23 protein-coding genes are annotated in these 25,443 nt (G+C 73.1%); 11 read left to right on the top strand and 12 right to left on the bottom strand.

What is annotated here, in order from left to right; translation table 11 throughout:
• Window positions 1–148: 148 nt before the first annotated feature.
• The 3 genes from BMX74_RS14705 to BMX74_RS14695 all read right to left on the bottom strand — a co-directional run bounded on the left by BMX74_RS14705 (window position 149) and on the right by BMX74_RS14695 (window position 3,255).
• Window positions 149–1,891 carry a proline--tRNA ligase gene (locus tag BMX74_RS14705; RefSeq protein WP_082534923.1) on the bottom strand — a complete coding sequence of 581 codons (1,743 nt, stop codon included), beginning with the start codon at window positions 1,889–1,891 and terminating at the stop codon, window positions 149–151.
• Between the two features lie 89 nt (window positions 1,892–1,980).
• Complete coding sequence (locus BMX74_RS14700; RefSeq protein ID WP_055503633.1) at window positions 1,981–2,652, bottom strand: hypothetical protein; 672 nt, start codon at window positions 2,650–2,652, stop codon at window positions 1,981–1,983.
• A 126-nt stretch (window positions 2,653–2,778) separates the two neighbouring features.
• Window positions 2,779–3,255 (bottom strand): hypothetical protein, encoded by a 477-nt coding sequence (locus tag BMX74_RS14695; RefSeq protein WP_256256954.1) that lies wholly within the window; start codon window positions 3,253–3,255, stop codon window positions 2,779–2,781.
• A 212-nt stretch (window positions 3,256–3,467) separates the two neighbouring features.
• Between BMX74_RS14695 and BMX74_RS14690 the strand changes: the two genes are divergently transcribed.
• The 4 genes from BMX74_RS14690 to BMX74_RS14675 all read left to right on the top strand — a co-directional run bounded on the left by BMX74_RS14690 (window position 3,468) and on the right by BMX74_RS14675 (window position 8,636).
• Complete coding sequence (locus BMX74_RS14690) at window positions 3,468–4,817, top strand: PAS domain-containing protein (RefSeq protein ID WP_055503635.1); 1,350 nt, start codon at window positions 3,468–3,470, stop codon at window positions 4,815–4,817.
• 99 nt (window positions 4,818–4,916) lie between these two features.
• A complete protein-coding gene (locus tag BMX74_RS14685; protein ID WP_091100857.1) occupies window positions 4,917–6,116 on the top strand; it encodes a class I adenylate-forming enzyme family protein in 1,200 nt (399 codons plus the stop codon).
• 9 nt (window positions 6,117–6,125) lie between these two features.
• Entirely contained in the window at window positions 6,126–7,430 is a 1,305-nt protein-coding gene (locus BMX74_RS14680) for an FAD-dependent oxidoreductase (protein ID WP_082534924.1), read from the top strand.
• A gap of 9 nt (window positions 7,431–7,439) precedes the next feature.
• Entirely contained in the window at window positions 7,440–8,636 is a 1,197-nt protein-coding gene (locus BMX74_RS14675; RefSeq protein WP_091100855.1) for a DUF6986 family protein, read from the top strand.
• A 79-nt stretch (window positions 8,637–8,715) separates the two neighbouring features.
• On the opposite strand, the gene BMX74_RS14670 is transcribed toward BMX74_RS14675, so the two are convergent.
• The 3 genes from BMX74_RS14670 to BMX74_RS14660 form a co-directional block, all read right to left on the bottom strand.
• Window positions 8,716–9,396, bottom strand: a complete 681-nt coding sequence (locus tag BMX74_RS14670) for a copper homeostasis protein CutC (RefSeq protein ID WP_055503639.1) — start codon at window positions 9,394–9,396, stop codon at window positions 8,716–8,718.
• Window positions 9,397–9,629: 233 nt separating this feature from the next.
• A complete protein-coding gene (locus BMX74_RS14665; RefSeq protein WP_055503640.1) occupies window positions 9,630–10,232 on the bottom strand; it encodes a GNAT family N-acetyltransferase in 603 nt (200 codons plus the stop codon).
• A 203-nt stretch (window positions 10,233–10,435) separates the two neighbouring features.
• A complete protein-coding gene (locus tag BMX74_RS14660; RefSeq protein WP_256256976.1) occupies window positions 10,436–11,158 on the bottom strand; it encodes a GntR family transcriptional regulator in 723 nt (240 codons plus the stop codon).
• Window positions 11,159–13,015: 1,857 nt separating this feature from the next.
• Between BMX74_RS14660 and BMX74_RS14650 the strand changes: the two genes are divergently transcribed.
• The 3 genes from BMX74_RS14650 to BMX74_RS14640 all read left to right on the top strand — a co-directional run bounded on the left by BMX74_RS14650 (window position 13,016) and on the right by BMX74_RS14640 (window position 15,787).
• Entirely contained in the window at window positions 13,016–13,519 is a 504-nt protein-coding gene (locus BMX74_RS14650; protein ID WP_218153969.1) for a flavin reductase family protein, read from the top strand.
• 176 nt (window positions 13,520–13,695) lie between these two features.
• A complete protein-coding gene (locus tag BMX74_RS14645; protein ID WP_055503643.1) occupies window positions 13,696–14,988 on the top strand; it encodes a DUF2252 domain-containing protein in 1,293 nt (430 codons plus the stop codon).
• 52 nt (window positions 14,989–15,040) lie between these two features.
• Window positions 15,041–15,787: an SDR family oxidoreductase gene (locus BMX74_RS14640; RefSeq protein ID WP_091100853.1), complete on the top strand. Its 747-nt coding sequence runs from the start codon at window positions 15,041–15,043 to the stop codon at window positions 15,785–15,787.
• A 54-nt stretch (window positions 15,788–15,841) separates the two neighbouring features.
• On the opposite strand, the gene BMX74_RS14635 is transcribed toward BMX74_RS14640, so the two are convergent.
• The 3 genes from BMX74_RS14635 to BMX74_RS14625 all read right to left on the bottom strand — a co-directional run bounded on the left by BMX74_RS14635 (window position 15,842) and on the right by BMX74_RS14625 (window position 17,264).
• A complete protein-coding gene (locus BMX74_RS14635) occupies window positions 15,842–16,657 on the bottom strand; it encodes an ATP-grasp domain-containing protein (RefSeq protein ID WP_091100852.1) in 816 nt (271 codons plus the stop codon).
• 61 nt (window positions 16,658–16,718) lie between these two features.
• On the bottom strand, window positions 16,719–16,964 hold the full coding sequence (locus BMX74_RS14630; protein WP_055503646.1) for a hypothetical protein: 246 nt from the start codon (window positions 16,962–16,964) through the stop codon (window positions 16,719–16,721).
• A 45-nt stretch (window positions 16,965–17,009) separates the two neighbouring features.
• Window positions 17,010–17,264 (bottom strand): hypothetical protein, encoded by a 255-nt coding sequence (locus BMX74_RS14625; RefSeq protein WP_055503647.1) that lies wholly within the window; start codon window positions 17,262–17,264, stop codon window positions 17,010–17,012.
• A 197-nt stretch (window positions 17,265–17,461) separates the two neighbouring features.
• On the opposite strand from BMX74_RS14625, the gene BMX74_RS14620 reads away from it, so the two are divergent.
• Window positions 17,462–18,133 carry an NIPSNAP family protein gene (locus BMX74_RS14620; protein WP_091101194.1) on the top strand — a complete coding sequence of 224 codons (672 nt, stop codon included), beginning with the start codon at window positions 17,462–17,464 and terminating at the stop codon, window positions 18,131–18,133.
• 93 nt (window positions 18,134–18,226) lie between these two features.
• Here the strand turns inward: BMX74_RS14620 and BMX74_RS14615 are convergent, their stop codons facing one another.
• The gene (locus BMX74_RS14615) at window positions 18,227–19,726 is read right to left on the bottom strand and encodes a glycoside hydrolase family 3 protein (protein ID WP_055504112.1); all 1,500 of its coding nucleotides are present in this window, start codon (window positions 19,724–19,726) and stop codon (window positions 18,227–18,229) included.
• 219 nt (window positions 19,727–19,945) lie between these two features.
• Here BMX74_RS14615 and BMX74_RS14610 point away from each other — a divergent pair, with 219 nt between their 5' ends.
• Both BMX74_RS14610 and BMX74_RS14605 read left to right on the top strand, forming a co-directional pair.
• Window positions 19,946–20,608 (top strand): TetR/AcrR family transcriptional regulator, encoded by a 663-nt coding sequence (locus BMX74_RS14610; RefSeq protein WP_082535066.1) that lies wholly within the window; start codon window positions 19,946–19,948, stop codon window positions 20,606–20,608.
• Window positions 20,605–21,285, top strand: coding sequence for a DNA alkylation repair protein (locus tag BMX74_RS14605; RefSeq protein WP_055503650.1), 681 nt, complete (start codon window positions 20,605–20,607; stop codon window positions 21,283–21,285). Before BMX74_RS14610 ends, BMX74_RS14605 begins: the two co-directional genes overlap by 4 nt.
• A 10-nt stretch (window positions 21,286–21,295) precedes the next feature.
• Here the strand turns inward: BMX74_RS14605 and BMX74_RS14600 are convergent, their stop codons facing one another.
• Window positions 21,296–22,135, bottom strand: coding sequence for a LysR family transcriptional regulator (locus tag BMX74_RS14600; protein ID WP_091100849.1), 840 nt, complete (start codon window positions 22,133–22,135; stop codon window positions 21,296–21,298).
• A 114-nt stretch (window positions 22,136–22,249) separates the two neighbouring features.
• Between BMX74_RS14600 and metE the strand changes: the two genes are divergently transcribed.
• Complete coding sequence (gene metE / locus BMX74_RS14595) at window positions 22,250–24,451, top strand: 5-methyltetrahydropteroyltriglutamate--homocysteine S-methyltransferase (protein WP_091100847.1); 2,202 nt, start codon at window positions 22,250–22,252, stop codon at window positions 24,449–24,451.
• A 109-nt stretch (window positions 24,452–24,560) separates the two neighbouring features.
• On the opposite strand, the gene BMX74_RS14590 is transcribed toward metE, so the two are convergent.
• Complete coding sequence (locus BMX74_RS14590) at window positions 24,561–25,406, bottom strand: phosphotransferase family protein (protein WP_143078662.1); 846 nt, start codon at window positions 25,404–25,406, stop codon at window positions 24,561–24,563.
• Window positions 25,407–25,443 lie beyond the last annotated feature (37 nt).

Here is a 25,443-nt window from a genome sequence, read left to right as displayed (position 1 = left end):
CGCGTCGTGGGCCCGATCGCGGGGCCCGCGGGTGGCCGGGCCCGATGGACGGCCGCCGCACGGGCCCGATCACGTTCCCCACAGACGGCCGGGCCAGGTGGACAGGCGCCGCGTGGGCCCGATCGCAGGGCCCGATCGCGGGGACTGCTCAGCGGGTGGCGGCGGCGATGCGGTCGGCGGCCTCGGCGAGCGGGATCTCCGACTTCTCGCCGGTCACCCGGTCGCGCAGTTCCAGGACGCCCTGCGACAGCCCGCGGCCGACGACGACGATGGTCGGTATGCCGAGCAGCTCGGCGTCCTTGAACTTGACGCCGGGCGAGACCTGCGGCCGGTCGTCGACGAGGACCCGCAGGCCGCGCCGCTCCAGGTCGGCGGCCAGCTCCAGGGCGACCTCGACCTGGTTCTCCTTGCCGGTGCCGACGATGTGGACGTCGGCGGGCGCCACCTCGCGCGGCCAGACCAGGCCCAGCTCGTCGTGCGCCTGCTCGGCGATGACCGCCACCGCGCGGGAGACGCCGACGCCGTACGAGCCCATGGTGATGCGGATGGGCTTGCCGTCGGGGCCGAGCGCGTCGAGCCCGGCGGCGTCGGCGTACTTGCGGCCGAGCTGGAAGATGTGGCCGATCTCGATGCCGCGGTCGATGGACAGCTCGGAGCCGCAGCGCGGGCAGGCGTCGCCGGCGCGCACCTCGGCGGCCTCGATCGTGCCGTCGGGGACGAAGTCGCGCCCGGCGACGACGTTGACGGCGTGCTTGCCGGGCTCGTTGGCGCCGGTGACCCAGGACGTGCCGGTGACGACGCGGGGGTCGACGAGGTAGCGGATGCCGAGCTCGCGCAGGACCTGCGGGCCGATGTAGCCGCGGACGAGCCCGGGGTGGGCGGCGAAGTCGTCGGCCTCGAAGATGGCGGGCTCGCCGGGCGCGAGCGACGCCTCCAGGCGCTTGAAGTCGACCTCGCGGTCGCCGGGCACGCCGACGATGAGGGTCTCGACCTTGTCGGAACCGGGCGTGGTGATCTTGACGACGACGTTCTTGAGCGTGTCGGCGGCCGTGATCGACAGGCCGTGGTGCTCGTTCATGTACGACACGAGCGACTCGATGGTCGGGGTGCCGGGGGTGTCGAGGACGCGCAGCGGCTCCTGGCCCTCGATGTCGCGCGCGGCGGGCGCGGGGGTGGTGACGGCCTCGGCGTTGGCGGCGTAGCCGCAGGAGTGGCAGGACACGAAGGTGTCCTCGCCGGTGGGCGTGGGCGCGAGGAACTCCTCGGACGCGGACCCGCCCATCGCGCCCGACGTGGCGAACACGATCTTGTAGGTGATGCCGAGCCGGTCGAAGATCTTGATGTAGGCCTCGCGGTGCTGCTCGTAGGAGCGCTTGAGGCCGTCGTCGTCGAGGTCGAACGAGTAGGAGTCCTTCATGAGGAACTCGCGGCCGCGCAGGATGCCGGCCCTGGGCCTGGCCTCGTCGCGGTACTTCGTCTGGATCTGGTAGAGCGTGACCGGGTAGTCCTTGTACGAGGAGTACTCGCCCTTCACCATGTCGGTGAACAGCTCCTCGTGGGTGGGGCCGAGGAGGTAGTCGACGCCCTTGCGGTCCTGCAGCCTGAACAGCAGGTCGCCGTACTCGGTCCAGCGGCCGGTGGCCTCGTAGTACTCGCGGGGCAGCAGGGCGGGGAAGAGCACCTCCTGGCCGCCCATCCGGTTCATCTCCTCGCGGACGATCCGCGTCACGTTCTCCAGGACCATCTTGCCGAGGGGCAGCCAGGAGTAGATGCCGGGCGCGACGCGGCGGACGTAGCCGGCGCGGACCAGGAGCTTGTGGCTCGGCACTTCCGCGTCTGCCGGGTCGTCCCGCAGGGTGCGAAGAAACAACGACGACATGCGCAGCAACACGGCCACTCCTTGCTCGAACCGATGTGGAGGACTACAGGCTATCGAGTCGCGGGGGCGGTGCGCTCGGGCTTAAAAGGGCGCGGCGCCGGTCACAGGGCGAGCGGGATCCATCCGGTGACGAACGAGGCGAAGGCGAGCGTGAACAGGCCGCCCAGCACGGTGGAGAAGGCGAGCGCCCGCACCCGTCCCCACAGGCTGCGGCGCAGCCACAGCACCAGGGCGACGGTGAGCACGCCGACCGCCAGCGCGGGCCAGGGCCAGAACGCCTGCTCGCTGTCGATGAAGCCGGGCGTGGCCCGGTCGAACGCGTCGGCGACCAGGATCGCCCCGATCGCCCCGGCGGCGGCGTCGCCCCAGCCGTCCTGCCTACGGGTGACGTGGGCGAGCAGGCCGAGCGCGACGAGCAGGGCGAGGGTCCAGTTCAGCCCGGCGGCGCTGCCGCCGATGGTCTCGAAGCCGGTGCCGCCGCGCAGGGCGCCCGCGCCCATGCCCGCGACCAGCGTGGCGACGATCGCGAGGAAGGTGGTCAGCAGCGCCCAGCCGAACCCGGACGCGGTGGCCCCGACGGCGAGGATGAGCGCGAGGTAGACGTAGGGGTCGTAGACGAGGCCGAGCCAGCCGGGCCCGCGGCCGACGGCGAGCATGCCGACGAGGCCGACGGCCAGTCCCCCGAGGAAGGACGTCAGCAGATGGCGTTCGATGCCGCGTTGGCGCCGGTCGTACTCGGCGAAGTCGGCGTAGTCGATGGAAGGTTCGTTCATCGTCAGTCTCCGGTCGATCCCCTCCCCCGAATTGCTTTGGGGACGACCTCCACCAGGGTATGAAACCGTACAAAAAAGGCAAATTTCCTTTAACAGGCCACAAACCCCGGTCTCCTCCGGCCCTGCTCAGCCGCCGAGCAGCTCCTCCCACGGCTGCCTGGTGTTCGTACGGCGGGTGGTGTCGAGGGCCTCCGCCAGACGCCAGAAGCCGGGACGCGAGCGCACCCTGGCCCGGCCCATGGGGTCGATGGCGCGCAGCTCGAAGCGCACGCCCATGACGTCGAGCACGGCGGAGCCGCCCGTGGCGGGGCCCGCCTCGGCCGCCGCGCCGCCGCCGAGCTCGGGGTCGCGCAGGTGCCCGGCCAGCAGGGACGCCACCTCGGAGGCGAAGGGCCCGTCGCGCCACTCGATGTGCCAGCTGTGGTCGGCGCCGCGCCACCAGGTCAGGTCGCGGCACGACTCGATGAACTCCGCCTCGGTCGCGAGCGCCGCCATGACCCGCCCGAAGGCCTCGTACCTGCGCGCGCCGGTCAGCGGGACGCCGTCACCGGACGGGCCCGGGTGGGGGCCGTCCGTCCGCTGTCGCGCGTGCTTTCGCCTCACGAGCAACCACTCTGATCGCGTACGTGCCCTTCCCGCAAGTCTTCCCCCCACCCTGGCCCGCCTCCGCTTCCGGCCGGGCGGCCGTCACGGAACGTGCACGAGTCGCTCGCGGCGCGGCGAGAGTTTGTCGTAGATCACAGCTAGTTGGGATCTTTCGCCTACCGAAGTGATCTAGGCTGTGACTACGTTCCGTCACAAAAGGAGAAGTTCGGGTGAGTTTTAGTGGGATCGAGCGGTTCATCAGCCCGGACGAGCTCTTCTTCTCCACCACCGACCGGCGCGGGCTCATCCGCAGCGGCAACTCCGTGTTCGTCCGCGTCTCCGGGTTCTCGCTCGACGAGCTCACCGGGGCCCCGCACAGCATCGTGCGCCACCCCGGCATGCCGGCCGGCGCGTTCCGGCTGATCTGGGAGCGCCTGCTCGACGGCCGTGCCGCCGGCGCGTACGTGCGCAACCTGGCCAAGGACGGCAGCCACTACTGGGTCTTCGCCACCATGACGCCGTCGCCCGACGGCTTCCTGTCGGTGCGGGTGGCGCCGCGGACGCCGCTGGCCGAGGAGGTCAAGCGGCTGTACAAGGACGTCGCGGACGTCGAGCTGGAGGCGGCGGCCCGCGAAGGCGCGACCAGGCGCGACGTCGCGCGCGCCGGCCAGGAACGCCTGGAGGAGCTCCTCGGCGAGCTGGGCTTCGGCTCGCACGACGCGTTCCTGACCGAGGCGCTGACGGGCGAGGTCGCGACGCGCGGCAGGCTCGCCTCCGCCGTCTACGCCCGATCCCGGGGGCGCGGGCCGATCGCCGAGGTGCTCGCGGGGGCGGGCGCGCTCGCTTCGACCCTGGCCGACCTCGTCCTGCGGCTGGAGGGCTACCGGCAGCTCAGCGAGCGGCTGCTGCGCTCGTTCGCCGAGGTGCTCGCGGTCGCCCGCCGGCTGGACCGCGCGATCGAGGCGGCCCAGACCGCCTCGGCGGCCGTCGCCGCCACCGCGCCCGTCCTGCACAACACCGCCCGCGTCATGGCCGTGCCCGCGGGCAAGGCCGTCGCCGCGCTGGAACGCCTGGCGCCTCGGCTCGCGTCGCTGCGTTCGGACGTCGCCGACCTGCGGCTCGGCATCGCGCTCGCCAGCCTGCACACCGACATGATCGCCGCGTTCGCCGCCGAGGTGCTGGACGGCGTCGCGCCGCCGACCTCGCTGGGCGAGGTGCCGCTGCTGTGCGACGCGGTGCACGGCAGCGTCCTGGAACTGTCGGCCAGGGCGGGACGGGTGAACCAGGCGCTGCGGGAGGTCGTCGCCGAGGTCGCGGAGGCGGGCGAGCGGCTGGCGGAGTTCCACCGCTTCCTCGGGCAGTGGCGGCTGCTGGTGCTGCGCCGCCGCGCCGGGGCCGCCCTCGGCGACCTGGTGAGCCCCATCGACGACGAGTTCGCCGCGAGCTGGGACGGCATGGACATGCTGCGGTCGCTGAGCGCCGAGTTCGAGGCGTCGGCCGTGCCGTTCGACGTGGCGGAGCTGGAGGAGCGGGTCATGCGCATCCGCGCCGACGCGCTCGCCTACCGCGACGCGAGCTGACCCCCGTATCCGGAGGGGCGAATTCCTCGGGGTTCTCGGCAGCAATATGGCGAAATATGGGCATAGTTGGGATGAGCGCCCTCGTGCCCAGGAGCCGCCATGTTGCGCCTGTTGGCCGGAGAGGCCGCGCGCAGGTTCGGGGAGCACGCGGCGGTCGTCACCGGATCGTCCGTCCTGTCCTTCGCCGCGCTCGACCGGCTGTCCGACCAGGTGGCCGCCGGGCTGGCCCACCGCGGCACGCGCGTGGGCGACGTCGTGGCGCTCGCGCTGCCCGACGGCCCCGAGTTCGTGATCTGTCACGTCGCCGCGGCCAAGATCGGCGCGGTGGCGGCCGGGGTCGGCGCGCGCAGGACCGGCCTGCTCGCCGCGCTCGACCCCGCTCTCGTCGTGACCGCCCCCGGCGTGCTGCCGCCGATGCCCGCCGTGGACGTGGTCACCCTCCCCCTCGGCGCCGGCCGGGACACCGGTGAGGGGACGCGCCCGTACGACCCCGCGCGGCTGGGCGGGCTCCGGCGGGCCGAGCCGCCGCCCCCGCCGCTCCCGCCCGACCCGGGACGGCCCGTCGTCATCGCCTTCACCAGCGGGCGCACCGGGCCGCCCAAGGGCGTGGTGTTCGGCGCCCGGCAGCTCGACGCGATCCGCGCCAGGGGCGCCGGCCACCGCTGGGGCGGGGGCGACCCGCGGCTGGTGCCCCACCCGCTGGGGCGGCTCGGGTTCGCCACCCGGCTGCCCGTGTTCCTCCAGACCGGGCGTACCTGCCACGTCCTGCCCGCGTGGAGCGCGGAAGGAGCCGTACGGGTGCTGCGCGACCACCGGCTCGGCGTGCTGCAGGGCAGCCCGGAGCAGCTCGCGGAGATCCTGGACGGCGGCGAGGACCTGCCCCGACTGTCGCTGGTGCTGTGCGGCGGCGGCCCGGCGCCGCCCGAACTGTTCCAGGCGCTGCGCGACAGGTACGGCGTGCCCGTCTGCAACCGGTACTCCTGCACCGAGGCCGGGCTCGGGCTCGGCACCCGCCCCGACGACCCTCCCGAGGACGCCGAGGTCGGCGTGGGCCGCCCGTCCGGCGGGGTGGACGTGTCGGTGCGCGACGCGGCGGGCCGCGTCCTGCCGGAGGGCGAGGAGGGCGAGGTGCTGCTGCGGTCGCGGGCCGTGATGAGCGGCTACGCGGGCGGGCGCGGCGACCGCGCGGCCTTCGCCAGGGACGGGTTCGTCCGGACCGGCGACCGGGGATACATCGATCATCGTGGCCGGTTGCGTCTGGTGGGACGCGTCGCCCGTGGGCCACGATCATCGGCATAGGGAGGCAGCGTGGCGTTGCACGTGGCGGTCATCGGGTCGGGCCCGGCCGGCATCTACACGGCCGAGGCGCTGGTCAAGCAGTCCGCGGAGCCCGTCGAGGTGGACGTGCTCGAACGGCTGCCCACCCCGTACGGGCTCGTGCGCTACGGCGTCGCCCCCGACCACACGTCGATCAAGTCGATCGCCAACTACCTGCGCAGGGTCCTGGAGCTGCCGCAGGTGCGCTTCCTCGGCGGGGTCGAGCTGGGCGTCCACCTGTCCGTGGCCGACCTGCTCGCGGCTTACGACGCGGTGATCTACTGCACGGGCGCGATGGTGGACAGGAGGCTAGGCATCCCCGGCGAGGACCTGCCGGGGAGCGTCGCCGCCACCGACTTCGTCAACTGGTACTGCGGGCATCCCGACGTCGACCCGGGCCGGTTCACGCTCGACAGCACCGAGGTGGCCGTCATCGGCGTGGGCAACGTCGCCGTGGACGTCGTCCGCGTGCTGGCCAAGACCGCCGAGGAGCTGCGCGCCACCGACGTGCCGCACGACGTGCTCGAACGCCTCGCGGGCAGCCAGGTGAAGGTCATCCACATGATCGGCAGGCGCGGCCCCGAGCACGCCAAGTTCACGCTGAAGGAGCTGCGCGAGCTGGGCGAGCTGGCCAACGCCGACGTCTGCGTGCGGCCCGACGAGGCCGTGGCGCTGGGTGGCGGGTTCCCCCGTCAGGTGCAGGGCAACGTCGACGTGCTGCGCTCGTGGGCGGCGCGCGAGCCCGAGGGCCGGCCGCGCCGCCTCGACGTGCGGTTCTGGCTGCGTCCCGTGGAGATCCTGGGCGACGAGCGGGTGGAGGGGCTCAGGCTGGAGCGCACCCGCCTGTCCGACGACGGCCGGGTGACCGGCACCGGCGAGTACGAGACGCTGCCCGTCGGCATGGTGCTGCGCTCGGTGGGCTACCAGAGCGTGCCGCTGCCCGGCGTGCCGTTCTCCGAGGAGAGCATGACGGTGCCCAACGAGGCGGGCCGGGTGCGCGACCGCGAGTACGTCGCGGGCTGGCTCAAGCGCGGGCCGACCGGCGTGATCGGCACCAACAAGTCCGACGCGGCAGAGACCGTTCGCACCCTGCTCTCCGACCTGGCGGGCAGGGAGCGGGTCGCCCACGTGCCGGTCGAGGAGCTGCTGGCGGCGCGCGGGGTGCGGCCGGTGACCTACGAGGAGTGGCTCGGGATCGAGGCGGCCGAGGAGGAGCTGGCGAGGACGCTGGGCCGGGGCGAGCGGGTCAAGCTGGTCGGCCTCGAGGCGATGCTGCGCGCCTGCGGCCGGGCCTGAGGGGCGGCCGTGCGCGTCAGCCTGGGGGAGCCGGGGGACGTCCCCGGGTTCGGGGAGGCGTACCGGCGCCAGCTCGCCCTCTTCCCCGGGGAGGGGCCCTCCGACGGGCCCGCCCGGCAGCCCGTGCACACGGTCTACGTCCCCGCCGACCGGTTCTCGGCGGCCACCCTCGGGGCCTGGCGGGACGAGGCGCTCGCGCTGGCGCGCGCGCACCTGCCGGGGCCGGGCGAGCTGGCGGAGGTGTTCGGCGTCGGCGAGGGCCCGGCCGCGACCGTGCACGGGCTGCTGCTGCGCAAGCTGGCGGCCGAGCCGGTGGAGGACGTGCGGGTGGACTTCGAGGACGGGTACGGCGTCCGCCCCGGCGACGAGGAGGACGCCGACGCCTGGCGGGCCGCGGCGTCCGTGGCGGAGCTGCACCGGGCGGGCGCGCTGCCCCGGCGCTGGGGGCTGCGGGTGAAGTCGTTCGCCGACGGCGACCCGGCCAGGTCGGTACGCACCCTGGACGCGTTCGTCACCGGCGTGTGCGACCTGGCGGGCGGGCTGCCGCCCGGTTTCACGGTGACGTTCCCGAAGGTGCTGATGGAGGAGTACCTCGGGCAGTTCGCGGGTGTCCTGGAGCGCCTTGAACGGGCGCTCGGCGCGGCCTCACCGGGGCGGCTGCGGTTCGAGATGCAGGTGGAGGCGCCGCAGACGCTGGCGTTCCTGCGCGCCGGCCTGCCCCTGACCCTGGACGGGCGGCTCGCGGCGGCGCACTTCGGCGTGTTCGACTACACCGCGGCGATCGGGCTGCCGCCGCACGAGCAGCGGCTCGACCACCCGGCCTGCGACCACGCCAGGCACGTCATGCGGACGGCCTTCGCGGGCACGGGCGTCGAGCTCTCCGACGGCTCGCTGGCGGCCTTCCCCGCCTCGGACGCGACCGCGGACGTGCACGCCCTGTGGCGGCGGCACGCCGGGCTGGTCGGGCACTCGCTGGCGCACGGGTTCGGCCAGGGCTGGGACATGCACCCGTCGCACCTGGTCAGCCGGTTCGCCGCGGTCTACGCGTTCCATCTGGAGCGTTACGCGACGTACAGGGAGCGGGTGGACGCCTGGCGGGAGCGGCGGGCGGGCGGGGGCGGCGTCATGGACGAGCCCGCCACGGTCAGGACGCTCGCCGCCGCCCTGCGCCGGGCGGACGCCGTCCTGCCGGAGGCTCAGCAGTAGCGCCTGCACCGCGGGGACGCCGTCCTGCCGGAGGCTCAGCCGTAGCGCCCGCGCCGCCCCGGGCCGGTGGCGGCGGTCCTCAGTGGCGGTCGACCAGCTCGCGCCACTGGCGGACGAGCCGCCACTCCACCGGCTCCGACCAGCCGGTCCGCACCGGCGAGCCGACGTGGAAGGCGCGGATGCCGTAGTCCAGCAGCACGGGGACGTGCGAGGGCCGCAGGCCGCCGCCCGCGAGGACGATGGAGGCGTCTCCCGCCTCGGCCCGCGCCTTCAGCACGTGCAGCCCCTCCCCCACGCCCTCGGGCGAGCCGGAGGTGAGCACGGTGGCGAGGTTCGGCAGCAGCCGCACCGCCCGCCAGGACGCCTGCACGTCGGCGGCGTGGTCCACCGCGCGGTGGAACGTCCATGGCAGGGGGGAGACGGCGTGGATGAGCGCCTCCGTGGCCGCGAGGTCCACCACGCCGGCCCCGTCGAGGAACCCGAAGACGAACCCGGCCGCCCCTGCCTGGGCCAGCGCCTTGGCGTCGCGCGTGAGCCGGGCGAGGACGTCCGGGTCGGCGGTGAAACCGGCGTCGCAGCGCAGCATCACCATCTGGGGAAGGGGGCACTCGGCGGCGATCGCGGCGACCGTCTCCGGCGCGGGGGTCAGCCCGCCGACCGACATGTCGGCGACGACCTCCAGCCGGTCGGCACCGCCCTGTTCGGCGGCGAGGGCGTCGCGCACGTTCAGCGCGATCACCTCGAGGAGGGATCCGGTCATGGAGGAGAGGCTATATGGTGCTCTGCACCATTTCGGCAGGGAAAACGGGAAAAGATCCGCAGCCCCGCCGCCCGGGACCGGGGACACCCTGAGCACCGATCGGCACAGCGCCGACCCGCACGGCGCTGACCCACCCTCACTGATCCGCACGCCGCCGATCTGTACGGCGCCGATCCGCCTCGGGGTGATCGGCGCCGCGATGATCCGTGCTGTGCCGATCGGTTCGGTGCCCCCTACGCGCTGATGAGTTCCGCGACGGTGAGGTCGCGGAACGCCATCACCGGCAGATCATCCGCGTGACGCTCGAAGAGCGCCCCCGACGCCCGGTGCGGCAGGTCCACGGTGCGGACGTGGCGGAAGCCGCGCGAGCGGTAGTACTCCTGCAGCCGCGGGTTGTCCTTCGAGCAGTCGAGCCGCAGCCACGGCAGGCCCGCGGCGTGGGCGGTCCCCCCGGCCCAGTCGAGCAGCGCGTCGCCGAGCCCGCTGCCCGACCAGGGGCGCGCCACGGCGAGCTTGTGCACGTAGAGCGCGGACTCCGGCCGGTCGGCTCTGGTCCAGAACTCCGGGTCGGCGTTCCTGTCGAGCGCGATCGTGGCCACCGGCGGCGCCTGGTCGCCGAGGTCGAGGTAGCGCAGTTCGTCCTCCAGGAGGAACAGGACGCGCTCCTCGATGAGCGGCTCGATGCGCTCCGGGCCGAACCCGCCGCGCGGCCACTGCCGGACACCTCGCGAGTACAGCCACTCGGCCGTGTCGGCGAGGAGCGAAAGGACGCCGGGCAGGTCCGCCGGCTCGGCGGGGCGGAGGGCGAGCGGGTGAAGGAGTGTGGTGGTGTGCATAGGAGTGCCCTTCGTTGCGATGAGTGTGCGCGTGAACACAGAGCGTGATGACGCAATGTCGCGCAGGGCCGAAATCGGTCCTCAACCCGATATATATGGATAAATGGCGATTTAGGGGAGTATGCACGACTCCCCCAGGCCAGCGAGGCGGCTTATTTCTCGCTGCGCCCGGCCGGCGGGATCACCCCTTCAACCGAGCCCGTCTAGCGGCGGTCGAGCTCGTATCTGATCAGATGTTTGTCTGCGGGCAGAACGGACACCGCGACACGAACCGGCGTATCGAACCGGTCATAACCGACGCGGACGTACACCATGACGGGCGTGCCGAGCTCCAACTGGAGCCGCTCCGCCTCCTCCTGGTTGGGCATGCGCGCCCAGATGTCGTCCACGACGCGGACCTGCGCGTGGCCGAGTTCTTCGAGCACCCGGTTCGCTCCTCGCGCGATGTCGCCGGGCCGTGCGATCTCGGAGTCCGCGACCAGGTCGCGGGGGAAGTAGGAATCGTTGGTGTTGTACGGCTGGCCGTCCACGAACCGCAGACGGCGTCTCACCACCGCCAGTTCCCCTTCCGCCAGCTCCAGCCTGCTGGCGATCTCCTCGACGGGCGAGACCGTGAGCACCTCGATGTACTGGCTGGGCTCGCGGCCCTCCTGCGCCACGGCGTACGCGAACGCCTCACGCAGCTCCCCCTTGGGCTGCGGCTCCAGCTCGCGCTGCGGGTAGATGAGCAGCGGCCGCCGGTCCCTGACCACGGTTCCGCGCCGCGGCGTGCGCGAGACGAGCCCCTCGTTGACGAGCTCCCCCAAGGCCAGGCGTACGGTGTTCCTGCTCACCCCATGGTCTTCCATGAGCTGCGCCTCGGTCGGCAGCTGTGCCCCGGGGCCGAGGACACCCGAGTAGATGGCGCGTCGCAATTCCGCAGCCACCTGCTGATACAGCACCGACCTTGCCACTTTCACCCCTTTTGTTCCAACAATTTAGACGATCTGGTTCTAGCAGGCCACAACCCCTTGACCGCACCCCCTTGGCAGCCGCATCATCCATTCGTTGGTACAAATCCATCTAAAGGCCGGTGAGGGGGTGAAGGCCAGTGCCGCCGGGCCGCGCGAGTACAGCATTCCTGCCCTGGCATGACCCTCGTGATGCAATGCGTTCACTGCGTTACGCATTGAGTCAGGGGGGATTAACCCACACCTGCCAGGGGAAGAGCGCGTTCGCGCAGGTGATGCCCGGAGAGCTCACCATGAGGTGCGACGACGGATCCTTAGTCTGGAACGAGGAGGGTGGCGCCCCCGTCCCGCACCCATCGATGACCCCTTTGGTGCAGCTCACCGCATCGCCGAAGGCCACGCGCGTCGCGAGCCTGCACGCTCCCCCATCGACTCCGTGGGCGGACTGACGGTCCAGGACTCCATCCCTCGCCGGAGTCCTGACGCCGCCGCACACGGCAGGAAGCGCGTCCTGGCGGGTCCCCCACGCCCGCCAGGGCGCGTTTTCCATTTCCATCCCGCGGGGGACGCACTCGGCCCCTCCGGGCGGGCTCCTCTCGTCCCATCGGACGAACCAGGTCGAGCACCCGCGAACCGCTCTCGCGTGAGCCACGCGAGCCGCGCCGGCCGCGTCGACTGCCGCCGTTCCCGCTGCGACACCTGTCGCCGTGCCCGCCGTCGAGCCGGAACCGCTCACGTCCGCCGCCCCCAAGTCAGAGCCGCCGTGAGGACGTCGCCGTCGACGCCCCGCCCACATCATCGGCCCTCCCGCCGTGGCGGAGAGGGGCCGTTCGCGATGCCGGGACGGAATCTGCCTGCCGCGACGGATGGTTTCATCCGCCCCTGGGCGCGCTTGACAGGGTATCGGGGATCGGCCTAGCGTCCAAGCAAGCGCTTGGTTGTTTCCCTGGCGCGTCGCGGACGAGGAGGCGACACATGGGCGGGCACCCCCAGCTCACCGCACCGAACGACTGCCGCCCCCGAACGGCCGCACCCCAGCCCACCACCCCATCCAGCCGTCACACGGACGCCGACGACCAGGGCCACCCCCTGCCCCTGACCGGCGGCAACCCACCGAACCTGCCCACGACGTCGAACGGCGCCGTCCCGCCGGGACGGCTCGGACCACCGGACGGCGGCAGCCAGGCAGGCCAGGCCAGGAGCCTGAACGGCGCCGGCCCCCGAGGCCAGGCGCACAAGACCGCCGGCTACAAGCCAGGCGGCCACAGACGGAAGACCGGTGGCACCACACGCAGAACCGGAGGCGCCCCAGAGAAAACAGCCGGCGCGGCATGGAAAGCCGGAGTCCACCCACCTGACATCACCCGCGCGCCGGACGCCCTTCCCACGGAAAGCCACCGCGACCCCGACGCGCCTACCAGCACCGATCCACCGACCGCACCCGTCGCCCTTCCCACGCCTCAGGCGGGGGGCGTGGCCGGCCTCCTTCCTCCCGCCGATCCAAGCCGCGCCGCGCACGCCGTCCCCACAGCCGGCCCGCGGCGCATAGTCGACGTCCCTCCCGTGCCTGGCGTCCTCCCCACGCGCAACGTCCTGCACGCGCCGGACGTTCTCCCCACACGCGACGTCCCGGGCGCGCCAGACGTCCTGGGTTCGCCCAACGTCCTGGGCGCGACGGACATCCTCCGTTCGCCCGACGTCCTGGGCGCGCCGAACGTCCTCCGTTCGCCCGACGTCCTCCCCAAACCCAGCGGCATCGCCGCCTCCCGGTCCGTCGCCCCCGCCGTCGTCGGTGCCGCCTGTGTCGGCGCCTCACGGCCTGGTGGACGGGGTGTGCGGGGCGGGGTTGACGGTGGAAGGTTCCGTGAGGTGCTGGGCCGGTTCGCCACCGGCGTTGTGGCGATCACCGCGCTCGATCCGGGCGACGGCCGTCCCTGTGGTCTGGCGGCCAACTCCTTCACCTCGGTCTCGCTCGACCCGCCGCTCGTCGCGTTCTGCGTCGCGCACACCAGCACGAGCTGGCCCAGGGTGCGCGGCGCCGGGACGGTCACGGTGAACGTCCTGGGCGAGCACCAGCGGGCCGTCTGCCTGCGGATGGCGTCCAGGGGCGGCGACAAGTTCGCCGGGCTGGGGTGGACCGCCTCCCCCGGCGGCGGGCCCGTGCTCGACGGGGCGCTGGCGTGGATGGACTGCGCGGTGGAGGCCGAGCACCCGGCGGGCGACCACGTGATCGTCGTGGCCCGCGTGCTGCGGCTCGACACGTACGCCGAGGGCGGCCCGCTGCTGTTCTTCCGCGGCGGCTACGGCCGCTTCGCCGAGCCCACCGGCCCCACCTGACCCCGCCTCGCCCTCGACGACGGGCCCGCCGCAGGCCCCGGCCCCTCCCTGAACAACGGGCCTGCCCCAACCCCCCGACCCGTTCCTCGACGGGCCCGGGTCCCGTACCTGACCGGGCCCCGTCAGGGAAAGACCGGGGTAGGCGGAAAACCCGTCGTGGCCCTACTGTCCGACGCATGGACCGCTCCACCTTCCTCCTCGACGTCCTGATGACGGAGTTCGGCGAATCGATCAAGCGGGACCCGGCCGCCTTCCGGCGGAAGTTCCGCAAGATGGCGGCTTCGCCGTTCGCGTTCTACCGGGGCAGCGCCTGCCTGTTCTACGCGGACATGACGGGCGCGTACGCCGACCCCTCCTACCTGGACGGGCCGACGAGCCGCGTGTGGATCCACGGCGACCTGCACGCGGAGAACTTCGGCACCTACATGAACGCCTCCGGCGTGCTGGTCTTCAACGTCAACGACTTCGACGAGGCCTACGTGGGGCCGTACGTCTGGGACCTCAGGCGGTTCGCGGCCAGCGTGGCGCTGATCGGCTACGCGAAGGCCCTGTCGGACGAGGCGATCGGCGTGCTGGTGCGCGATTTCGCCGGGGCGTACCTGGGCGAGCTGTCGGCCATCGCGCGCGGCGGCGACGAGACGATCGGCTCGCTCACGCTGGGCACGACGAGCGGGGTGCTGCACCGGGTGCTGCAGACGGCCCGGCTGAGCACCCGGGTGGCGATGCTGGACGTCGAGACCGTGATCGACGACTACGACCGGCGCTTCGCCGTCATGGACGGCCGGGAGCCCGTGGACGACGCCACCAGGGAGGCGGTGCTCGCGGCGTTCGCCGAGTACCTCACGACCCTGCCGGGCGAGGCGAGCCCGGTGGAGCACGTGATCAAGGATGTGGCGCTGCGCAAGGGCGTCGGCATCGGGTCGGCGGGGCTGCCGTCGTACAACCTGCTGCTGGAGGGCCGTTCGCAGGCACTGGAGAACGACGTCATCCTCTACATGAAGCAGGCGCAGGTGCCGGCGGTGGCGCGGCACGTCGGCGACGCGCGGGTGGCGTCGTACTTCCTGCACCAGGGGCACAGGACGGCCGAGTCGCAGCGGGCGCTGCAGGCGTACGCCGACCCGTGGCTGGGGTACACGACGCTGGACGGGGTGGGCCAGTTCGTGGCGGAGGTGTCGCCGTACTCGGCGGACCTGGACTGGGACGACGTCAACGAGCCGGACGAGCTGCGTTCGATCATGCTGGACCTGGGCCGGGCGGTGGCGCGCATGCATGCGGTCGCCGACGACGAGTCGAGCCACGACCTCGTGGACTTCTCCACGGAGGAGGCGATCACGGCGGTGATCGACGGCGACGGGCCGGGTTTCACGGCGATGCTGGTGGACTTCGCCCACCGGTACGGGGCGCAGGCCAGGGCGGACCACCAGAGGTTCGTGGACCTGTTCCGCAACGGGAGGCTGCCGGGCGTCTGACGGGGCGTCCCAACCTGGCTACCGACCAGTCGGTATGGCATGCTTCCGGAACATGACTCTGTTCTCGGTGGAAGGCAAGACGGTCGTCGTCACCGGCGGCTCGCGCGGCATCGGACGCATGATCGCGGCCGGCTTCGCGGCGGCCGGCGCGACCGTGTACATCTCCGCGCGCAGGGCGGCCGAGCTCGGCAAGACCGCCGCCGAGCTGGGCTGCCGGGCCGTGCCCGCCGACCTGTCGACCCCGGAGGGCGTGTCGGCGCTGGTCGAGGCGGTGGACGGGCCGGTGCACGTGCTCGTCAACAACGCGGGCGCCACCTGGGGCGCGCCACTGGAGGAGTTCCCCGAGCACGCCTTCGACAAGCTCTGGGACATCAACGTCAAGGGCGTGTTCTTCCTGACGCAGAAGTTCCTGCCGCGGCTCAGGGAGGCGGCCACCCCCGACGACCCGGCACGCGTCATCACCATCGGCTCCGTGGACGGCATCAGGGTGCCCGACCTGCCGACGTACGCCTACTCCTCGACGAAGGCCGCCGTGCACATCCTGACCCGCCACCTGGCCAGGCACCTGGCCGAGGAGAACATCACGGTCAACGCCATCGCGCCCGGCCCGTTCGAGTCGAAGATGATGGCCTTCGCCCTGGACGACCCCGAGACGCGGCGGGCCGTCGCCTCGCACGTGCCGCTGGGCCGGATCGGCCGCCCCGACGACATGGCCGGGACGGCGATCTACCTGTCGTCGCGGGCGGGGGCGTACCTGACGGGCGCGGTGATCCCGGTGGACGGCGGCATCACCGCCTGACGGCGCCTTCGGCGGTCACAGCAGCCGGTCACAGCAGGCGGTCACAGCAGGCGGTCACAGCAGCTCGCGCAGCGCCCCGGCCAGGCTCGCCGGGGCGCCCGGCTCGTAGGAGAGGAAGAGGTACGGCTCGGTGAGCTCCAGCTCGATGACGACGGGCGAGCCGTCGGCGAGCCGCACGAGGTCGACGCGGGCGTACAGGAGGGGGCCCGTGATGCCGGCCAGCACCTTCTCGGCCAGCTCCACCTGGTCGGGGGCGGGGGTGCGCAGCGAGGCGCGCGGGAGGTCGGCCGCGGACATGCCGGGCGCGAGCATGGGGTTGCGCCGGACGGCGTGGCTGAAGCGGCGGTTGAAGTACAGGAGGGACGTCTCGCCCTCCGACTCGACCATGTCGAGGTAGGGCTGCACCATCGGCGTGCGTCCGGCCGCCTCCAGCGCCTCGGCCAGCTCCCGCGCCCGCTGCCTGTCGGAGGTCCTGACCGTGTCGCGGGCGCCCGCGGAGACGGCGGGCTTGACGACGTACTCGGACCAGTGGGGCAGGTCGCGCGACGACCAGTGGGTGGGCACGGTGGGCACGCCGAGGTCGCGCAGGTACGTCTTGTCGGTGTTGGCCTCCAGGATCGAGGCGGGGTTCAGCAGCCGGGTGACGGACTCGACCCCGCGCGCCCAGGCGAGGAACTCCTCGCGCCGGTCGATGTAGTCCCATACCGAGCGGACCACCACCGCGTCGTAGCCGCTCCAGTCGACGCCGGGGTCCTCCCAGCGTTCGGCGCGCCCCTCGATCCCCGCCTCGCGCCAGGCCGCGAGCGCGAGGTCCCGCTCGTTGTCGTTGTTGTCAGGGTCGGCAAAAGTGGCATACGCGCAGATTGTCACCCAGAGATGCTAATACGCCGCGGGCCAGGCCCTCAGGGACCTGGCCCGCGGCTCCCGGACGTCAGCGGTGAGAGAGCTCGCTGTCATCGACGGCGGTGCCGGCGATACCGTTGACGTTGTTGACGCTGGTCGCGCTGCGACCGGCGACGTTGCTCAGCACGAGGCCGCCGAAGATGTTGCCCGCCTGCACCGCGCTGCGGTTGGAGCTGGAGTTGCTCGCGCGGGTGTCGGCCTGGGCAGGGGCGGAGAGCAGGACGAGACCGGCCGCGGCGGCGACGGCGCCGGTCACGCAGAGCTTCTTGATCATGTGGATGTCCTTCCGATGAGGGTTGCCGATCGGGACGGGGTGCGGTCAGTCGAAGACGTACATCACGACGAAGCTGTCGTCGGTGGCCGTGACGGCGGTGCCGTTCACGTTGTTCACCCCGACGCCGTTCACCACACGGTTGGCGGCGGACACGTCGCCGAAGAGGTTGCCCGACTGGACCGAGTCGCTGTTGCCGCTCCAGTTGTCCGACCAGGAGTCGGCGTGGGCCGGGGCGGCGAGGAGTGCGGCCCCGGCGGCCGCCGCCACCACGGCTCCGGCGGCACACAGCCTTCTGATCACTTCTGCTCCTTCGTGGCGGTGACGGGGCAGCGGGGCGCGCCGCTGCCCCCTTGAACCTTCTGTGACCTCAGGGGAACCAGGTCATGGGGGAGCATATAACCGAGGGTTGCCATCCGGTGGCTGTCCGTGAACAGAAGATGATTCCAGCATGGATTCTTGACAGGAGATGACAGGGATCGGGCCGTAGCGTGCCGCTCATGATCTACGAGTTGCGGCGGTACACCCTCTTCCCCGGGGCGCGCGAGACCCTCATCGAGCTGTTCGAGCGGGAGTTCGTCGAGACGCAGGAGGAGACGGGCATCCGGGTGGTGGGCACGTTCCGCGACCAGGACAGCCCCGACGTGTTCCCCTGGATCAGGGCGTTCCCGGACATGGAGTCGCGCCGGGCGTCGCTCACCGCGTTCTACACCGGCCCCGCCTGGCTGGCGCACCGCGACGCGGCCAACGCCACCATGGCCGACTCCGACGACGTCCTGCTGCTGCGGCCCGTACCCGGCTCCCCGGCCCCGACCGCCGGCGAGCGGCCCCCCGCCGGCTCGGGAGCGCCCCCTTCCTCCCTGTACGTGGCCACGGTCCACCACGTCGAACCCGGCGGGTCAGGACGGTTCGCCGAGCTGTTCGCCCGCGAGGCGGCGCCCGCCCTGGCCGCCGGGGGCGTCACGCCCGTCGCGTGGCTGGAGTCGGAGCACGCCGAGAACACCTTCCCTCGGCTCCCCGTGCGGGAGGACGCGAACGTGTTCGTATGGTTCGCCCGCTTCGAGCGGCCCGAGGACGAGCGCGAGGTGGCGCTGCCGATGCTGGACGCGCTCGCGACGGCCGCCCCCGACCGGTTCCGCCTCCGCCCCACCACCCGCTCCGCCCTCCGCTGACCGCCGACTGCAGGGGGAGGCCGCGGCCCCCGAGGCGCCCCGTGCGCTCTTTCTTGTGGCCGCCGGGCCGGTGGGTCAGTGGGCGCCGGTGGGTCAGTGGGCGCCGGTGAGGATCTCGGCGGCGGCCAGGCCGCAGACGGCGGCGGAACCGTACGTCGCGATGTGCACCGCGCCGACGTCGAAGCGCTGCGGCAGGCCCATCTCCACCACGACCGCGTCGGGCCTGGCGCTGACCAGGTGCCGCAGCGCCTCGCCCTGCCAGGGGTGGCGGTGCGCGTCGCGTACGACGACCACCAGGGGCCGGTGTCCCGCCTCGCCGAGCAGCCGCTCCAGCCGCGGGCCCGACGCCTCGCCGGCCGCCAGCCTGACGGTCTCGGTGCCTGGCAGCAGCCCGGCCAGCGGGCCCCCGACGCCCCACGGCGTGTTCCTGTCGATGGCCAGGTTCATCTCGGGGGCCAGCTCCACCACGTACGCGGGCGAGGCCAGCGGCAGCACCGGCGCGGACGAGCGGCGGGTCACCCGCACGGCGCGCCTGGCGGCGGCGAGCCCGAGCGCGGCGCCGCCGGCGGGCCCGAACGCGGCACCGTCGGCGGCGCTGCCCGAGGAGGCGACCCAGGCGGCCAGCTCGCGGACCCTTCGAGCGGCGTCGGCCAGGCGCTCCTCGGGCAGCAGTCCTCGGGCGACGGCCTCGGCGAGGGCGTCGCGGATCGCGGTGGCCGTCGCCTCGTCGGCCCGCTCGCCGCCCACGCAGATCGCGTCGGCCCCGGCGGCGATGGCGCGGGCGGAGGCCCCGCCCACGCCGTACGCGCCGGAGACGGCGGTCATCTCGATGCCGTCGGTGACGATGACCCCCTGGAAGCCGATCTCCTCCCTGAGCAGCCCGGTCAGCACCTTGGGGCTGAGCGTGGCGGGCAGCTCGGGGTCGTACGACGGCACCAGCAGGTGCCCGGTCATGACGGCCTTGACGCCCTCGGCGACGGCGGCGCGGAACGGGCGCAGGGCGTCGTCCACGCTCCCGGCGGCGACGACGGGCACGCCGTGGTGGGAGTCCACGGAGGTGTCGCCGTGGCCGGGGAAGTGCTTGGCGCAGGCGGCCACCCCGGCGGACTGCAGGCCGCGGACGAACGCCCTGGTGTGCCGCGCGACCAGGTCGGGGTCGGCGCCGAAGGCCCGCAGCCCGATGACCGGGTTGTCGGGGTTGGAGTTGACGTCGGCGGGGGGCGCGAAGTCGATGCCGATGCCGGCGGCGGCCAGCTCGCCGCCGAGGTGCCCGGCCAGCGCCTCGGTCAGCGCGACGTCGTCCACGACGCCGAGCGCGTACGCGCCGGGGCGGCTGCTGCCCGGACCCACCTCCAGCCGGGTGACCTCGCCGGTCTCCTCGTCGGTGCCGACGAGCACGGCCGGGTTCTCGGCGCGCAGGGCGGCGGTGAGCGCGGCCACCTGGGCGGGTCCGGCGATGTTCCTGGAGAACAGCACGACGCCGGCCAGCCCCTCGCCGAGCCGGCGGCGGAGCCAGTCGGGGGGCGTCGTCCCCTCGAAGCCCGGGAGGAGGACGGCGTCGGCCAGGCGGAGCAGGTCAGCGCTGTGCGGCATGATCCGCAATCTAATAGGAAAGTTTCCTATTTGCTAGAGCCATTTTCTCAGGTGGCCTCCCACCCCCCTCCGCGAGCCCGCTCCGGCGGGGCCTCGCCGGAGCGGAGGGGCGAATCCGCCACGAGGGCTCGAACCAAGTGCTTGCTCGCCGCCGGAACGCCGTATGAGCAGGGTCTGTCCGGTGAACAAGCGATTGTCTGAGGGCTCATAATGGTGGGCGTGACAACGCGAAAGAACTCCGGCACGGCCACGCCGGCCAAGCGCCAGCGCGCCTCATCGGGGCCGGCCTCCGAGCGCCGCGACCACCTCGTCAAGCTCGCCGCGGAGCTCTTCGCGCGCAAAGGCTTCCAGGCCACGACCGTACGTGAGATCGCCGACGAGGCGGGAATCCTCTCGGGAAGTCTCTACCACCACTTCGACTCGAAGGAGACCATCGTCGACGAGGTGCTCTCCACCTTCCTCGACGACCTCATCGCCCGCTACCGCGCCGCCCTCGACTCGGGCAAGGACGCCCGCGACGTGCTGACGGACATGGTCCGCATCGGCTTCGGCACGCTGGAGCCGCACCGCGCCGCGATCACCGTCATGCAGAACGACTGGAACTACCTGCGCCAGTTCGAGCGCTTCAACTACCTCGTCAAGGCCGAGGAGGAGGTCGAGCAGATCTGGGTCACCCAGATCAAGGCGGGCCAGGCGGCCGGGCTGTTCCGCCCCGACGTCGACCCGAAGCTCACCTACCGGATGATCCGCGACACGATCTGGGTCGCCGTCCGCTGGTTCCGGCCGAACGGCAGGCTCAACACCAACGCCCTCGCCGACCACTACATCACGGTGCTCTTCGACGGTCTGGCCACGGGCGAGCGCACCACCCAGCAGGCATGAGCCTCGGCAAGGCGGTACGCGAGGCGCTGCGCGAGGCGGCCGAGCCGGGCAAGGCCGCCGCGATGCAGGCGTACATGAAGTCGGAGATGCCCTTCCTCGGCGTGCAGGCCGGGCCGCGGCGGGCGGCGCTGCGGCAGGTGTTCGCCGACAACCGGCTGCCCGGCGCGCCGGAGTGGCGGCGGGCCGTGCTGACGCTGTGGCGCGAGGCGGAGTACCGCGAGGAGCGTTACGCCGCGGTCGAGCTGACCGGCCACCGCTACTACCGCGAGTTCCAGACGCTCTACACCGTCCCGATGTACGAGGAGATGATCGTCACGGGCGCGTGGTGGGACCTCGTGGACGAGCTCGCCACGCACCGCGTCGGCCACCTGCTGGCCGCCTACCCCGACTCGATGCGGCCGCTCATGCTGGAGTGGGCCCACGACCGCGACCTGTGGAAGCGGCGCACCGCGATCCTGTGCCAGAACCGGTTCAAGGAGCGCACCGACACCGCGCTCCTGTACGCCTGCATCGAACCGAGCCTGTCGGACAACGACTTCTTCGCCCGCAAGGCCATCGGCTGGGCGCTGCGCGAGTACGCGAAGACCAACCCGGCCGAGGTGGTCAGGTACGTACGGGCCAAGGGCATCTCCGGCCTGAGCAGGCGCGAGGCGCTGAAGAACCTCCCCATGGCGTGACCCCGGGCCGTCACCTCGTCCAGAGCGCGTCCTGCACGGCCTGCACCAGCGCCATCAGCTCGGGCGTCGCCTGCTCCCTCGACCAGGCCAGCGCGTACGTGATGCGCAGGTCCCCGGCGTCGAGCGGGACGAAGCGGACGTCCTCGCGCCTGATGGTGCGGGCGAGGAGCTGCGGGAGAGGCAGCACGCCCGCGCCCGCGGCGACCAGGTCGAGCGCGGCGGCGAAGTCGTCGTCGGCGAACGTCCTGGCGCGTCCCGGCAGCCCCTGCCACGGCCGGCCGGCGGGCGTGAGCAGCGCCTCGCCGCCGAGGTCCGCCGCCGCCACGCCGCCACGCTGATCCAGCCGGTGCCCCGGGGGGACGGCCAGGTGGTCCACGGTCACATGGAACCTGGCCGCCGTCACGAACGCCGCGGGCGCCGGCGTGGCGATGATCGCAGCGGAGACCTCGCCCGCGGCCAGCGCGCGTGCGGCGGCGGCGCGCCCGGCCGGCCGGAGCTCCACGCCGAGCGCGGGGGTGCGCCCGGCGAGCCGCCTGGCGATGCGCGCGGCGAGCGTGCCGACCAGCGGTGGATAAGCGAGGTGAATGGTCGGCCGGGCGAGCCTGGCGGCCTCGCCGGTGAAGGCGCGGGCCGCCTCCAGCACCTGCTCGGCCTGCGGCAGCAGCGCCTTGCCGGCGGCGGTGAGCCGCACCTCCCTGGCGTTCCGCTCGAAGAGCCGGACTCCCGTAGCGCGTTCGAGCCTGGTGATGGCCTGGCTGACCGCGGGCTGCGACAGGCCCAGGTCGGCCGCCGCCGCGGAGAAGCCCAGCCGCGCGGCCACGGCGGCGAAGCACTGGATCTCCCTGAGCATAAGCAGCACCAATAGATGATGCACGACGCGGACGGCGCGCTGCACGATGCGAGCGACCTGCGGTGATCCACCGATCTCCCAGGGCAGCACATCCGCCCGACGTGAGGAGTCACGATGTCGCCTACCCCGCCGCCCTTCCCCGCGTCCACCGTCCTCGGCTATCCGAGGATCGGGCCGCGCAGGGAGCTGAAGCGGGCGCTGGAGTCGTACTGGGAGGGCCGCTCGACGCGGGCCGAGCTGGAGCGCGTGGGCGCCGGGCTGCGCGAGGCCACCTGGCGCAGGCTGGCCGAGCTGAGTCTCGAGGGCCTGCCGTCGAACACGTTCTCCCTGTACGACCAGGTGCTCGACACGGCGGTGCTGCTCGGCGCCGTGCCCGAGCGCTACCTGGCGGCCGGCGACCCGTACTTCGCGATGGCCAGGGGCACCGAGGGGCTGGCCCCGCTGCGCATGACGAAGTGGTTCGACACGAACTACCACTACATCGTGCCGGAGATCGGCCCCGAGACGGTGTTCAAGCTGGACGCCTCCAAGCCGCTCGCCGAGGTGCGCGAGGCGCGGGCGCTGGGGTACGGGACGCGGCCCGTGGTGCTGGGCCCGGTGACGTTCCTGCTGCTCGCCGACCCGTCGGGGGCGGCGCTCGACCGGCTCGACGAGGTCCTCGCCTGCTACGAGGAGCTGCTCGCGGCCCTGGCCGCGGAGGGGGTCGCCTGGGTGCAGCTCGACGAGCCCGCGCTGGTCGCCGACAGGACGCCGCGCGAGCTGGCCACGGCGGGAGCGGCCTACGACCGGCTCGGCTCGGCGGCGGCGCGGCCCGGCCTGTTCGTGGCGACGTACTTCGGCGACCCGGGCGAGGCGCTGCCGGTGCTGGCCGCCACGCCGGTCGAGGCGATCGGGGTGGATCTGGTGCGCGGCGGCGCCGCCGCGCTGCCCGAGCTGCCCGGCAAGACCGTCGTGGCGGGCGTGGTCTCGGGCCGCGACGTGTGGCGGACGCCGCCGGGGCGGGCCCTCGCCGCCCTGGCGGGGGTGCGCGCGGACCGGGTCACGGTGAGCACGTCCTGTTCGCTGTTGCACGTGCCGTACGACGTGGAGGCCGAGCGCGACCTCGACCCGGGGCTGCGGGGCAGGCTGGCGTTCGCCGAGCAGAAGGTGGCCGAGGTGGTGGCCCTCTCATCGGCCCTGCCTTCGGTGCCTGCAGGGGAAGGGCCGCGGGGGGCCGCCGTGCCGTCGGCGCCGCTGACGGCTCCCGTGCCGCGCGAGGGGCGCTCCCCCTACCCGGTGCGGGCGGCGGCGCAGGCGGAGCACCTGCGGCTGCCGGTGCTGCCGACGACCACGATCGGGTCGTTCCCGCAGACGGGCGAGCTGCGGGCGGCGCGCGCCGCCGTCGCGGCGGGCGCCCTCGAACCCGACGCCTACGAGCGCCTGGTCGAAGCCGAGATCGAGCGGGTGATCCGGCTGCAGGAGCGGCTCGGGCTGGACGTGCTGGTGCACGGCGAGCCCGAGCGCAACGACATGGTGCAGTACTTCGCCGAGCACCTCGACGGCTTCGCCGTCACGCGGAACGGCTGGGTCCAGTCGTACGGGTCGCGCTGCACCCGCCCGCCGATCCTGCACGGCGACGTGTCCCGTCCCGGGCCGATCACGGTCAGGTGGGCCTCCTACGCCCAGTCGCTCACGTCCAGGCCGGTCAAGGGCATGCTGACTGGTCCTGTGACGATCGTGGCGTGGTCGTTCGTACGTGACGACCTGCCGCTGCGTGACGTGGTGCTGCAGGTGGCGGACGCGGTGCGCGAGGAGGTGCGCGACCTGGAGGCGGCGGGTGTGTCGATCATCCAGGTGGACGAGCCCGCGCTGCGCGAGCTGCTGCCGCTGCGCCGCGCCTCGCAGCCGGAGTACCTGGAGTGGTCGGTGTCGGCGTACCGGCGGGCGACGTCGGGGGCGGGCGACCGCACCCAGATCCACACGCACCTGTGCTACTCGGACGCCGGTGAGATCCTGGCGGCCATCGACGGTCTCGACGCGGACGTGACGACGATCGAGTCCGCCCGCTCGGGCGCCCGCATCCTGGGCGCGGTGGGCGGGTTCGGGCGCGGGCTCGGTCCCGGCGTGTACGACATCCACTCGCCCCGGGTGCCGGACGCGGGCGAGGTGGAGGACCTGCTGCGGGCGACGCTGCGGGCCCTGCCCGCCGAGCGGGTGTGGGTGAACCCCGACTGCGGGCTGAAGACCCGCGCGTACGAGGAGGTGGAGGCGTCGCTGGGGAACGTGGTCGAGGCGGCGCGCCGGCTGCGGGCGGAGCTCACCGACGCCGGCCGCTGACGCCGGCGGGCCGTCGCCGCAGGCCGTCGCCGCGGGCGGTCCCCCGCGACGGCGGCCTCGGCCCTTGGCAGGCGGGCAGGCCGCCGGGCGGCGGCTCCCTTCCCGGTGGTCAGGCGAAGGTGCGGGGCAGGGCGGCCAGGGCGGCGTCGGCGTACTGGCGCGGGCCGGTGCTCAGGCCGTAGGCGAGGTCCTCGATGAGGGCGCAGCGGGCGTGGAAGGCGACCCTGGTGCGGTCCTCCTCGCCGAGGGGGCCGTCGTAGTGGGACAGGACGAGGTCGAAGACGTCCGGGCCGAGGTCGCGGTAGATCCTGGCGAAGTCGTGCGCGGGGTCGGTGACGGCGGCGTCGCTCCAGTCGAGCACGCCGGTGATCTCGCCGGTGGCGGGGTCGACGAGGAGGTGCTCGCTGCCCAGGTCGTTGTGGCAGAAGGTGAGCACGGGCGGGTCGGCGGGCGCGCTCCCGGCGAGGAAGCGCTCGACCAGGGGCCGCTGCGCGGCAGGCACGTACGACTCGACGTCGCGGTAGTCGAGTTCGGCGTCGCGCAGGAGGGTCGCCGACGGGTACAGGTCGGGCGGCGCGAGCTCGCGCATCTCGTCCACGGGGGCGGCGTGCAGGACGCTGAGGAAGCGGCCCAGCGGCTCGGCCAGCCTGGACGGGTCGGGGACGGGGTTGCCGTGCAGCGGGACGCCGGGGAGCTTGCGGTAGACGAGCACCCCCGACTCCGCGTCGGCGAACAGCACCTCGGGAACCGGCAGGGTGGACAGTTCGCGGACGGCTGCGAGCAGCGCCGTCTCCCGCTGGACCGTCTGGGGGTCGGCCGCCTTGCGCAGCCGCACCATGATGTCGCCGTTGACCTCGTACGCCGCGTTGTCGAGCCCCTCGCCGGACAGGGTGACGGTTTCCACCCGGTACCCGGGGAGGTGACGGGCCAGCAACGCGCGGATGTCGCCTGTCACACGCGCAGCCTAAGCCCGACACCCCCGGCATGCGAGC

This window comes from Nonomuraea pusilla (assembly GCF_900109355.1).
GTDB classification, from domain to species: Bacteria; Actinomycetota; Actinomycetes; order Streptosporangiales; family Streptosporangiaceae; genus Nonomuraea; species Nonomuraea pusilla.
The sequence above is the reverse complement of the archived record's forward strand: the minus strand, read 5'-3'. Positions and strand labels throughout refer to the sequence as shown.

Bases quoted from the DNA above. Each gene is read 5' to 3' on its own strand.
- BMX74_RS14700 (WP_055503633.1), bottom strand. From the start codon at position 2,652: ATGAACGAACCTTCCATCGACTACGCCGACTTCGCCGAGTACGACCGG.
- BMX74_RS14620 (WP_091101194.1), top strand. From the start codon at position 17,462: ATGATCTACGAGTTGCGGCGGTACACCCTCTTCCCCGGGGCGCGCGAG.
- BMX74_RS14605 (WP_055503650.1), top strand. From the start codon at position 20,605: ATGAGCCTCGGCAAGGCGGTACGCGAGGCGCTGCGCGAGGCGGCCGAG.
- BMX74_RS14630 (WP_055503646.1), bottom strand. From the start codon at position 16,964: ATGATCAAGAAGCTCTGCGTGACCGGCGCCGTCGCCGCCGCGGCCGGT.
- BMX74_RS14600 (WP_091100849.1), bottom strand. From the start codon at position 22,135: ATGCTCAGGGAGATCCAGTGCTTCGCCGCCGTGGCCGCGCGGCTGGGC.
- BMX74_RS14665 (WP_055503640.1), bottom strand. From the start codon at position 10,232: ATGCACACCACCACACTCCTTCACCCGCTCGCCCTCCGCCCCGCCGAG.
- BMX74_RS14670 (WP_055503639.1), bottom strand. From the start codon at position 9,396: ATGACCGGATCCCTCCTCGAGGTGATCGCGCTGAACGTGCGCGACGCC.
- BMX74_RS14640 (WP_091100853.1), top strand. From the start codon at position 15,041: ATGACTCTGTTCTCGGTGGAAGGCAAGACGGTCGTCGTCACCGGCGGC.
- metE (WP_091100847.1), top strand. From the start codon at position 22,250: ATGTCGCCTACCCCGCCGCCCTTCCCCGCGTCCACCGTCCTCGGCTAT.
- BMX74_RS14685 (WP_091100857.1), top strand. From the start codon at position 4,917: ATGTTGCGCCTGTTGGCCGGAGAGGCCGCGCGCAGGTTCGGGGAGCAC.
- BMX74_RS14645 (WP_055503643.1), top strand. From the start codon at position 13,696: ATGGACCGCTCCACCTTCCTCCTCGACGTCCTGATGACGGAGTTCGGC.
- BMX74_RS14615 (WP_055504112.1), bottom strand. From the start codon at position 19,726: ATGCCGCACAGCGCTGACCTGCTCCGCCTGGCCGACGCCGTCCTCCTC.